10 protein-coding genes are annotated in these 11,310 nt (G+C 36.2%); 3 read left to right on the top strand and 7 right to left on the bottom strand.

Translation table 11 applies throughout. The annotated features are described in order from the left end of the window. Positions 1-849: 849 nt before the first annotated feature. The 6 genes from EO244_RS06635 to EO244_RS06610 form a co-directional block, all read right to left on the bottom strand. On the bottom strand, positions 850-1,581 hold the full coding sequence (locus EO244_RS06635; protein WP_129253869.1) for a hypothetical protein: 732 nt from the start codon (positions 1,579-1,581) through the stop codon (positions 850-852). 1,012 nt (positions 1,582-2,593) lie between these two features. Next, a complete protein-coding gene (locus EO244_RS06630; RefSeq protein ID WP_129253868.1) occupies positions 2,594-3,283 on the bottom strand; it encodes a YARHG domain-containing protein in 690 nt (229 codons plus the stop codon). Positions 3,284-3,442: 159 nt separating this feature from the next. Then, positions 3,443-4,330: a PhzF family phenazine biosynthesis protein gene (locus tag EO244_RS06625; RefSeq protein WP_129253867.1), complete on the bottom strand. Its 888-nt coding sequence runs from the start codon at positions 4,328-4,330 to the stop codon at positions 3,443-3,445. Positions 4,331-4,390: 60 nt separating this feature from the next. Then, on the bottom strand, positions 4,391-4,921 hold the full coding sequence (locus tag EO244_RS06620; RefSeq protein WP_129253866.1) for a sigma-70 family RNA polymerase sigma factor: 531 nt from the start codon (positions 4,919-4,921) through the stop codon (positions 4,391-4,393). Between the two features lie 216 nt (positions 4,922-5,137). After that, entirely contained in the window at positions 5,138-6,007 is an 870-nt protein-coding gene (locus tag EO244_RS06615; protein WP_129253865.1) for a hypothetical protein, read from the bottom strand. A gap of 787 nt (positions 6,008-6,794) precedes the next feature. Further along, positions 6,795-7,718 (bottom strand): carboxypeptidase-like regulatory domain-containing protein, encoded by a 924-nt coding sequence (locus EO244_RS06610; RefSeq protein WP_129253864.1) that lies wholly within the window; start codon positions 7,716-7,718, stop codon positions 6,795-6,797. A 320-nt stretch (positions 7,719-8,038) separates the two neighbouring features. Here EO244_RS06610 and EO244_RS06605 point away from each other — a divergent pair, with 320 nt between their 5' ends. The 3 genes from EO244_RS06605 (at position 8,039) to EO244_RS06595 (ending at position 10,873) form a co-directional block, all read left to right on the top strand. Then, a complete protein-coding gene (locus tag EO244_RS06605) occupies positions 8,039-8,362 on the top strand; it encodes a hypothetical protein (RefSeq protein WP_129253863.1) in 324 nt (107 codons plus the stop codon). A gap of 847 nt (positions 8,363-9,209) precedes the next feature. Next, positions 9,210-10,421 carry an L-serine ammonia-lyase gene (locus EO244_RS06600; RefSeq protein ID WP_129253862.1) on the top strand — a complete coding sequence of 404 codons (1,212 nt, stop codon included), beginning with the start codon at positions 9,210-9,212 and terminating at the stop codon, positions 10,419-10,421. Positions 10,422-10,603: 182 nt separating this feature from the next. Next, on the top strand, positions 10,604-10,873 hold the full coding sequence (locus tag EO244_RS06595) for a transporter suffix domain-containing protein (protein ID WP_129253861.1): 270 nt from the start codon (positions 10,604-10,606) through the stop codon (positions 10,871-10,873). Between the two features lie 2 nt (positions 10,874-10,875). On the opposite strand, the gene EO244_RS06590 is transcribed toward EO244_RS06595, so the two are convergent. After that, complete coding sequence (locus tag EO244_RS06590) at positions 10,876-11,301, bottom strand: DUF3592 domain-containing protein (protein WP_129253860.1); 426 nt, start codon at positions 11,299-11,301, stop codon at positions 10,876-10,878. Positions 11,302-11,310 lie beyond the last annotated feature (9 nt).

The following is an 11,310-nucleotide window of genomic DNA, read 5'->3' as shown; positions in this document are numbered from 1 at the left end:
ACTTAACTCAACAGCATTCAATTTAAACTCTCTACTAAATTTTCGTCTTTCTTTTTCCATAATCTAAGATATAAATTATTAATATTCTATATCTTAACTCACTGTCCGTATAAATGTAGCAACTTCATTCATTATAAATTCTCCTCCTTTTTAAGGAGGAGTACCCAAACTTGTTTGGGGGAGGTGGTTATAATTGAAAAAGGTTTTGAAGACTAAGGATACTGGAGGGGAATTTATTAACCTGATTCAATTTTGGTAAAATATGGGGTCTAGTCATACCCTGATAATTACAGCTTACTTATAATCAGAGCATGACTATTCAATTCGCCACACATTTCTCCTCCTTTTTAAGGAGGAGTACCCAAACTTGTTTGGGGAAGGTGCTTATTAAGAAGGGGAAACTATTAGTATAGAATAAAGCTGATTTTAAAAAAACAGCTTCTCTCCTCCTATTAGGAGGAGAATTTTTACGTTTTGCTTCATAAAGCCAGGCGCTAAAGAGAAACTTTTTATAAGCTGTACATGAAGCCCGTAAAGGACTTGGGGGTTAATGAGCATAAGCACTGAAGCGTAATTGAGGGTCTCACTTTTTTTTGTGAGGCTCTCAATACGGCGCATCTCGACTCCGCTCGATGCCCGGCAACTCGCACACAAAAAAAGCTGTGGCTCTCACACCACAGCTTAGGTCTGTCTGTTTAAATTTTAAGCTTATTGCTTTACCAAGCAAAAGCTTACTTTCTTTTATCGCCTACTGGTTTTTCATCTATTTTATCATTTACAATAAACGATTTACATCCCCTTCCTTTTGTTTTTATTATTATTTACATTTTTTTTTCTATCGGACGGGCACTAATGCAGACCCGCAGCTTTTTCTTTCTTGTCAGTTGATGCAGCTTGCCCGGCGCCAATTTCATCGAAAGTTGATATAAATTTTGATTCGACTTTATTCCATCTGGCCAGAGCCTCAGGGTATCCCAGTTCTAAATAAAAACGATTTTCTTTAGACATACCTGCGCCTCCGCCATTATCCGATTCCTCATTATAACTATCGACATAAGCCTTCACATTTTGAAAACCTCCAAGACGGTTTTCAGCAAGCCAGGTAACAATATCTCCCAATGGTTTAATCACCGGAATATTCTCATCAATGCTAAAAACAGTATTACTTGATTGGTGTAACATCACATAAAAACCATAATCTGCTGCCCAGGGGTTTGATCCAATTACGATATAGTCTTTCATTGATGTACTTGGACAATTATTATCTCTAAAAATACCAGGCCACCAATCCGGATCATCCATTATGGTGTTCATGCTTGATTTATCGAATCTCACCCATGTGTCTATAGGAGCGAGAGTGGCCTCGGCAGAAAAATCGATACTGTATCCGGAAGGAATGTCAAATGCACTATAAATGCTAATTAATTCTTTAAGTCTGGGTTGAAGTATAACATCTTCCTTCATCTGGAAAGCTTCAATTTGTTCTGTACTTGCCCCCGGCACCAATAAAAATGAAAAAGGAGACCAAAATGAGATCAGCTCATCCCATGCTTGTTTAGGTGTTACTAAATTTTTATTCATCATTTAAGTTTTTAATATTAAAAAAGGGGAATCTCTTTATAATAAAAGTCACCACACATTGCCTTAATCGACAGATATACTTATAGCATCCTCTTCATTCACCCATAAAGAGCACTATTAATCAGACACATAAATACACCAATTATTTAAACTCTATTAAATTTATGAAAAACAAACAGCAAATAATAAATTATGATTAAGCAAAATACAAACTAGACATAAAATAGAATAGGTCTACATAATTACGAACACCCCTAGCCCCTAAAGGGGAACTTTTCTTTAGCTATACTTTAAGCCCCTTCAGGGGTTTGGGGTTAATTTTTAAAGAGAACGCACCACCCAATCCTGCTTCGCAAGCCACCCTTTCTCCTCCTTTTTAAGGAGGAGTACCCAAACTTGTTTGGGGAAGGTGCTTATTAAGGAGGGGAAACTGTTAGTATAGAATAAAGCCTATTTTAGAAAAAACAGCTTCTCTCCTCCTATTACGAGGAGAATATTTACTTTTTGCTTCATAAACCCAGGCGCTAAAGGGAAATTCTCCTAAGTTGTACATGAAGACCCTTAAGGAGTTAGGGGGCAATTTTTAAATAAAATGCAACACCCCGACTTGCTTCGACAGCCACCCTTTCTCCTCCTTTTTAAGGAGGAGTACCCAAACTTGTTTGGGGGAGGTGGTTATTAAGAAGGGGAAATTGTTAGTATAGAATAAAGCTGATTTAAAAAAAACAGCTTCTCTCCTCCTATTAGGAAGAGAATTTTTACGTTTTGCTTCATAAACCCAGGCGCTAAAGGGAAACTTTTCCTAAGTTGTACATGACCCCTACAGGGGTTTGGGGTTAATTTTAAATAAAATGCAACACCAAATCCTGCTTCGCAAAACAAAGCATTCCCCATAAGGTAGCAATTCTCTGAACGGTTACGTCAACCCACCGAATGTTAGCTCCGCTGTTCTTCGAAACATGTTAGGCGGTTCCCGCCACACGAACGCTTAGTTGTTGTATGTAGTATTTATTTATTTATTTTCAAATTTTAGGATTAAATCTATATTTTCCTTATCAATATTGGTCAAAAAGTGCTGTACATTAATATAACGTGGATTGTACCAATCTTTATTAGTAAAATAGTCCTTTAAATCTTTTGATTTAAAAATGTAGCCATATCTAGCAAAAATCAGATTTCTTTTAATTCTAAGTTCCTTTTTTGTCAAACTCAACAAATCTGTTTCATTTAGAAGTTTTGAGGAACTTTGGAATGTTACCCAGTTAAAAGTTTTGAAATCCGTAATCTTTAAAGAGTCGATAACATAACCTCCATAGTCAGGTAAATTGTTTAAATCAATTATTTCATTTTCTGATATCTGTTTATGGATTGATTTGTATTTATCACAATCCATCGTATTACATCCTACTTGTGATGGGACTTGTTTCCCAACACATTCTCCGCCATAGAAATCTGAAAATTCCATTTCAACAATCCCTTGATGACATTTCCAAGTGCCGATCATTGTAAAATTGTCATAATCACTAATATGCTCTTTCTTTATTGCTACACTATCAGGAAGGAAATAATAATCTTTTTGGAATACACAACACGCATCACAACAATGACTTGCTCCAATTCTTAAGTTTGCAGCTGAATTATAATTTTGTCCGAATATTATACTCGGGATAATAGTAATAAGAATTATAAAATATAGCTTCATTTAATTGAGTTTGTATATTACACACAACGGTCTTGTATAAGAGTAGTCGCGGATAAAAAGCTCTATTTTTTTTTAACAATTTGCATTATTAAAATTAAATAGTGATTAAGGTTGACACCTAAACCGCTATTACTTTTATGCGGTTTTACGTGCTGGTTTTTAGTTATTCAGTTCTAATTTTATTTGTTTATTTAGTAGTCCTTTTCCACCAGCCATTAAATCTTTAATTTCTCCTTTCTCTATTCGTAAGTTAACGATAATTAAACTTGGAGAAGGCTCTTTCATATACTTACCTTGTTGAATATTAAAACTTTTTTTATTAATTTTTAAAGTATCAAATAAATAACATCCAAGTGGTCCAGCTGCCATTCCTGTCCCTGCCTCTTCTAATATTCCATAGCGCGGTCCAAACATTCTTGAAGTGGCATCATATTCAGCATTTTCTGTATTGGTAGAAAATACATAATAACCAATTAAATCAAATTCTTCGCTAATTTCGCTTATTAAGTTAAAATCTGGAACTATATTTTTTAAAATCTCTTTGTTTTTAACAGGAATCAATATAAATGAGTTTCCAGTATTTACCAATTGAATTGGTGCGTTGGGTATAAGGTCATTCTTTTTTAATCCCAAAGATTTTAAGATAACCCTTTCTTTATTGCTTATGTCAAAATATTTTGGAGCTAACTGTTCCATAAATGCTAGGTCTCCAATCATTTCTATTTTTCGTTTCCCATCTATAGTTTCTTTTGAACAACTATCATTCTTTAAAGCACCTATTTGTTTTAAATATGAAAATGTTGCCACTGTAGCGTGCCCACAATGCGCTATTTGTTTGTTTGGTGTGTAGAAATCTAATTTAAAATCTTCGGTTTTTGATCTTGAAACAAAAGCAGTTTCTGATAAACCTACTTTTTTAGAAATCTCAAGCTTATTCTTATCAGATAATTTATCTGCATTTAAAACAACACCTGCTGGATTACCGCCTTTGCCGTTTTCAGCGAAAGCATTAAGAATTTGTACTGTAACTATTTTTGAATTTTCCATTTTAATATGTTTTATATTTATATAATGGACGCAGTTAATTAGAAAAGGACGTTATTACTTTTAATTATTTTCAAAGTCTAGTAATTTTCCTTTGCTATCAGATTCCACATTTGGGCAATCTAAAATATTTTCTCTTAAAATTTCTTTAGCTTTTTGAACTCTTGACTTTGTGCCAGAATATGAGATTTTTAGATGTTCTGCTAGCTCTTTTTGAGAGTAGTTTTTAAAGGATGTCAAAATAATTGCTTCTTTATGAGGAGCCGAAAGGCTTTCTATTTTTTGATTGATACAGTTAGTAAGGTTTGAGTAATCAAAATTATTAGCTTCCGTTTCTGGAATTTCTAAATCATTTATTGATATGTTTTTGTTGTTTACTTTTCTGAAGTAGTCAATAATGGTATTTCTTGTAATTTGATAAACCCAAGATGTGAGTTTAGAAGTATGTTTTAGTTGATGAATTTTAGTTTGAATTTTTAAGAAAACCTCTTGATGAATATCTTTTGATGTTTGTTCATCTTTTATTTTTCCTAAAATGAACTTATATAGTTCTTCATTAAGGTCAATCCAAATAGTATTGATTTCAGTTTTCATGATTTTAGTTTTTCAGATTGCACATAACGTTGACGTGTATGGCAAGTAAGGCACTTCAAAGGTCTGACTTGTCCGACCGCTAATGAGCCGAAGCTTTTGCTTTGGCACCGCTGAAATGTTTACTTTGGCACCGCTGAAATGTTTACTTTATAGCCGAAGCAAAAGCTTCGGCGGGGTTGCAACGAAGAGCTGCCGTTGAATAACCTACTTTCTGCCTTATTTGCTATATACATTGTTGTGTGGTCGTACTTTTATTAATTCGTCAAACAATTCTGTTTTTGTTATATATTTCTTTCTATCAAGGGTTTTCCCTTGTTTTTCAATTTCAACAAGTCCAAAATAACTTAGAAATCGTTCAAAAGTCCTGACCGAATAGCAGTGGCTAGCATATTCTTCAACAGTCCCATAAGTCGGTGTAATCGATTCTATAAATTGCGGAAATGCTTTTAGGTATTTATCGGAATAAAAATTGTCCAACCGTTTCTCTGCACCATATTTTGACAAAAGTATCAATGAAAAACCAAAACCAAATTGCCCGATTTGTTGGTCTTCATAGCCGTCATAGAATGCCCAACTAAATTTTTGAGTCATTGTTTTAAAAATCAAATCAAACAATTCCTGATTATCCGAAGCCATTTTTTCTCCGGTTTTTGTTAGGCTTAATTTACCATTTCTTTTTTTAGTAAGTCCGGCTAATTCAGCCAAAAGTCTGGTTAGATTAACAGTTAAGGAATCAGTTTCTTTGTAAAGTTTCGAAATTCCTGATGAAAACTGATATTCCTCCAAAAATCCTTGACTATAAATCTCTTGGACAATTTTTGTTGGTAAAAATCCTTTGGTAGTCAATTTAATTTCTCCTAGATTTTTAACTAAGTCCAAGTAATATTTGACCACATTAAACATTGGGCACATAGAAAAATCCGAGTCTGCAAGTTTTTGCAAAATTATCGGGCTGTTAGGTTCGAACGTAAAATGTAGAATATGGTGCATTTCAAACGGTGAATATCCTTCAAAATCTGGGATTTCCCGATTGTTCTGTTCGTTCATTACTTGGTCTATATGTTTTTGTAGGTCTCTTAAGTCCATTAAAGTTATTGTTTAGTACGAATTTGGTATGCCACACAACTTATTTATATATTCACAAAACCTGACCTATATTTCCAAATAAGGGATATAATGTACAGGTTTATGGTCTTTTATTATTTTTCAAAATAATAGAGCCTATCAAATTTATAAAAATAAGATATCAAACAATAAATATGGATATCGTAAAACCTCAGACACACATAAAATAGAATAGGTCTACATAATTACGAACACCCCTAGCCCTAAAGGGGAACTTTTCTTTAGCTATACTTTAAGCCCATTCAGGGGTTTGGGGTTAATTTTTAAAGAGAACGCACCACCCAATCCTGCTTCGCAAGCCACCCTTTCTCCTCCTTTTTAAGGAGGAGTACCCAAACTTGTTTGGGGGAGGTGCTTATTAAGAAGGGGAAACTGTTAGTATAGAATAAAGCTGATTTTAAAAAAACAGCTTCTCTCCTCTTATTAGCAGGAGAATTTTTACGTTTTGCTTCATAAACCCAGGCGCTAAAGAGAAACTTTTTATAAGCTGTACATGAAGCCCGTAAAGGGCTTGGGGGAAAATGAGCATAAGCACTGAAACGTAATTGAGGGTCTCACTTATTTTTTGTGAGGCTCTCAATACGGCGCATCTCGACTCCGCTCGATGCCCGGCAACTCGCACACAAAAAAAGCTGTGGCTCTCACACCACAGCTTAGGTCTGTCTGTTTAAAAAGAAACCTCCAAGCTCTTTTTAAACAGGCAGATGTTTCAACAATTATGGCCATTGTCGAAAGTTTTTAGCAAGTCTTAGGCAAGCTGCGTTTGCTCAACAGGAAGTGCCTCCATTTGTAAGTTCAGCTTCAGTTTTTCGGGCGCATACCGACTAATTGGCACATAAAGTGTCTTGTAATCCATATTCTCCACTCTCAGCTGGTATTTACCCGATGGAATGCTCTTAAACCTAAAGGCCCCGGTTTGTGTGATGTCGGCCTTCATATCGAGTTTTTCAATCCAAGCCGTACCATAAGCAATAGGCTTGCCCGTTGCAGCATCGGTAATATACCCCAGCAGGTCGTACGAATGATGAGCTGGTCTGCTAACTTTACGCAAGGAAAAATACTGGCTTACAAATTTGGGATAGCTTGCTCTAAGGTTCTCGATTCTACGATCCAGCTTATTATTCAACAGGCTATTGATCTCTTTCTTTAAGCTGGAAAATCCCTTTTTATCATCTTTCTTTGCATCCATCCGAATCTTATACTCTATTATTTTTTTTTCAAAAGAAGCAAAATCAGTTTCCAGGCTTACAAGTTTAGCCTCTGTTAATCCATAAGGCGTCAATTCATCGATATGTTCCCGACATATAACTAAGGCCTGTTTGGTATAGACTGTAAACTTAACCTCAGACATTCGCCTCAATTCGGCATTCGAGATAGACACCTTCTGTAGCATCGAACTATCCGAAAGGTTATCAGCCAAACACTCTAAAGCATTTACTACAAGGTAAAGCTGCGGAAGAAGAGATGCTTTTATGGTATTTTTATCAGCAATCAACCAGCCCAGGGGTTCGTCCATTTTATTGGAATAACTTAATAAAGATGCCAATAAACTTGAAAATGAGTCAACTTCTGCTTTCGTCCTTACATCGGTTTCATAACAGCTTATATTCTTCACCAACAATTGGTTTGTGTCGATATATGCGTTTACTTTTAAACTATCATACGTATTCATGTTAGTTGGGTTTTAGGCAGTACAAATAAATCGAGAGCATATGAAAAGCAGAGCTCTTCCTTAAATTATACTGCATGATTAACACTCGAATCGTTTGTATGACACAAACAGTTCAGTCATTTAACACGGATAAGCCTAATTGATGAAGATCTTATTTCATGGGGCTTTCAGCCATTTTCCTGGTCCTTATCAATCTTCATTTTTGTCTTTACTTTGACTTTATCAGGAGGCTGTAAATTTCAAAATTCACCTCTTAACTGTATTCGCTTTAGCTATTCAAACAAGCTTTTCAGCTGTTCCGGAATGCCATAAACCTGCTTTTGAATAGCTTAGAGCAGCTCTTGAATGCCATAAACCTGCTTCTGAATGGCTTGAAGCAGCTCTTGAATGCCATAAACCTGCTTCTGAATGGCTTGGAGCAGCTCTTGAATGCCATAAACCTACTTCTGAATGGCTTGGAGCAGCTCTTGAATGCCATAAACCTGCTTCTGAATGGCTTGAAGCAGCTCTTGAATGCCATAAACCTGTTTCTGAATGGCTTGAAGCAAGTCTTGAATTTGTTACAACTCGCTTTGCAGGACATACTGCAAATGCTTCAAATAATTATGAAAGTAAAGTGCTTTGTTTTTTTAAGGATGAAATAATTCTCTAATCGTAGATGGCTGACAGCGAAGGTTCCGATTGATATCGGTATCGAGGTGAGAGTTTCAGTCAATACAAAATACGTTTTGTTTATATTCAGAATCAACTTACAGTCAAAAAACAAGGTTTATGATCTGTAATCCAGTACGCCTTGGAGGTTAAACCGTGATACTAAGTTAAGGATAAATTTCTTTAATGTCCAATTATTAATTCAACTAATCATACAAATAGTGTCATTGGTCAGTAAAAAATACACGTTCACAACAAACCAAATACACTGTAATTATTAGGCTTTCATGCGCCAATCAGTAAAAAATATTTTTTTATCAAATTTAAATTTTCATGATAAGCCTTTTATTAATAGAGATAAACATCAGTATTTGATCGTAAAATGGGAAAATGAGCTTATATGTATTGTTTAATCAAAACAAAAGAACAAACTCACCTTAAATCAGCCCAATAAATGAATTGGAATGATGCTTTCTTCGAATTATCTTTTTACTACCTTTGCGGCGTTGGCTGGTTTTATATTTCTTCTTATCGGGGTGTGAGTTATTCTATAATCTCGATCCAATGGCATTCCCGGCTGGAAGACAATATAAGGCAGTGGATAGATACCTGAAACTTAAAACGAATATTGGCTCGTGCCGGTGTTCGTTTTTTTGTTTTTAAAGACTTCTGTATTTATTCTGAATAATATTGAATTCCAGTGATGTTTACTCAATAAATAAAGCATTTAAGTCGGCTTAATGTTTCAGATCTAACACCAGGCACTAAATATCACAATAAGATCAACAATCTAACAGAATTTCTTACATTTGCCGGAAACATTAAATACTTCAAACAATCATGCAATCATTAAGAGAACTCTACAAAATAGGTTATGGCCCATCAAGCAGTCATACCATTGCTCCGGGGCGGGCAGCTAAAATGTTTATCGACAAACATCCCACCATCAAAAGTTTTCGTGTGACCCTTTACGGAAGCCTTGCGGCTACCGGTGTGGGGCACGGTACCGATAAGGTGATCGAAACTGTAATTAAGCCTTTGGATGTTGAAATTATCTGGAAACCCGAAATTGAATTGCCTCTTCACCCCAACGGTTTACTTTTTGAAGCCATAGAGGGCGATAAAGTTATTGATGCCTGGGAGGTTTACTCTGTTGGCGGTGGCGATTTACGCGACAACACAGGTCTTTTAAACGATGCCAGTCAGGTTTACGAACTGACCACCATGAATGATATTCTGGCCTGGTGTATTGAAGAAGGACGATCGTTTTGGGAATATGTGGAGTTTTGCGAAGGCAAAGAAATCTGGTCTTTCCTCGAAGATGTATGGGAAGTGATGAAAGATTCAATCGCACGTGGACTGGAAGAAGAAGGCGTTTTGCCCGGCACTTTACGAATTGCCCGTAAGGCTGGCTCCTATTACATCCGCTCCAAAACCACAACCGGGTCAACCGGGAATATTGGACTAATTTTTGCCGCTGCCTTGGCCGTTGCCGAAGAAAATGCAGCCAGTGGTAAGGTGGTTACTGCACCAACCTGTGGTGCTTCGGGTGTTGTGCCTTCTGTACTTTATTTCCTTAAGGTGGATCAGGAATACAGCGATAAGCGAATCATTCGTGGCTTGGCAACCGCTGGTCTGATTGGAAATATTGTCAAAACCAATGGTTCTATTTCAGGCGCAGAAGTTGGCTGTCAGGGCGAATTAGGAACGGCATGTGCAATGGCTGCCGGTGCTGCTGCACAAATTATGGGTGGTACGCCCAAACAGGTTGAATATGCTGCCGAAATGGGTTTTGAACACAATTTAGGACTAACCTGCGATCCGGTTGACGGTTATGTACAGATTCCGTGTATCGAACGAAATGCCTTTATTTCGCAAAAAGCCCGAGAATGTGCCGTCTACTCTCTTTTTTCTGACGGTTCGCACAAGGTTTCTTTCGATCAGGTTGTTGAAACAATGATGCAAACAGGTAAAGATTTGCAATCGAAATATCGGGAAACCAGTTTGGGCGGTTTAGCAAGAATTGTAAGGCCTGTCATCAAAAAAGGCTAACTATATTGTAAAAATAAAAGGCATTGAAAATTGTATTTCAATGCCTTCCTTTTAAGATCTTTATATCTTTTTAACATTTCAAACGGCCATATATCTCTAAAAAACACTACATTGCGTACCGAATTGTAAAAATTAACTCTTCCTACAGTTAGATTTTAAAACAATAATACCAATAGGGGCGTATGAATTCGAAGAAATTGATTGGTTATATTTTAATGACTTTAGCAGGTATAACCTTTTTACTTTACCTCACTTTTCCTTTTTTAAACTTACCTGCCGAAAACAAATTACTGATCATTGCAGGGACCTATATAATCAATAAGGTCTTTTTCTATTCAGCCTTATATCTTCTTGGCAAACAAATCATCGTAAAGATTGCTTCTTATCTTCCCACTTGGGCTGAGAGACTGATCTTTCGTTTGCTGAAGGTTCAAAAAGTCGCTACGAATTAATTCTATTCCAACAACTTATTCTTATTGGTATTAGCTGAACGGGTGTATGCGGGCTTCCCTTTTAGGAAGCTCAGGTAAAATGCATTCCATAAAATAAGGAGTACCAAGGCCAGAATGGTGTACCACTGACTCAAAAAACCAGACACTGAATAAATAATCGCAGCAGAGGGTTTGTCCTTTGGATAAACAAGCTCCAATTGTTTCCCAATAGGATAGTCAGCATTCTCAGGCCCTTGTATCTTGTAGGTCTTATCTCCCACTCTATAGTTAATAATCGGGTACGTTTCGTAGAACAACTGCTGTTTGATCTCTTTTATATCAACCACTGTTCCCTGACACCGCTCTCCCTTACTAATCAAATCCCAGTTACCATAAATTGGAGCTAATAAAATTAATAGATTGACGAATACATAGCGGAATTGTTTCATTAGGGAAAG

Origin of the sequence: Ancylomarina salipaludis (assembly GCF_004122035.1) — a bacterium.
GTDB lineage: Bacteria > Bacteroidota > Bacteroidia > Bacteroidales > Marinifilaceae > Ancylomarina > Ancylomarina salipaludis.
The sequence above is the reverse complement of the archived record's forward strand: the minus strand, read 5'-3'. Positions and strand labels throughout refer to the sequence as shown.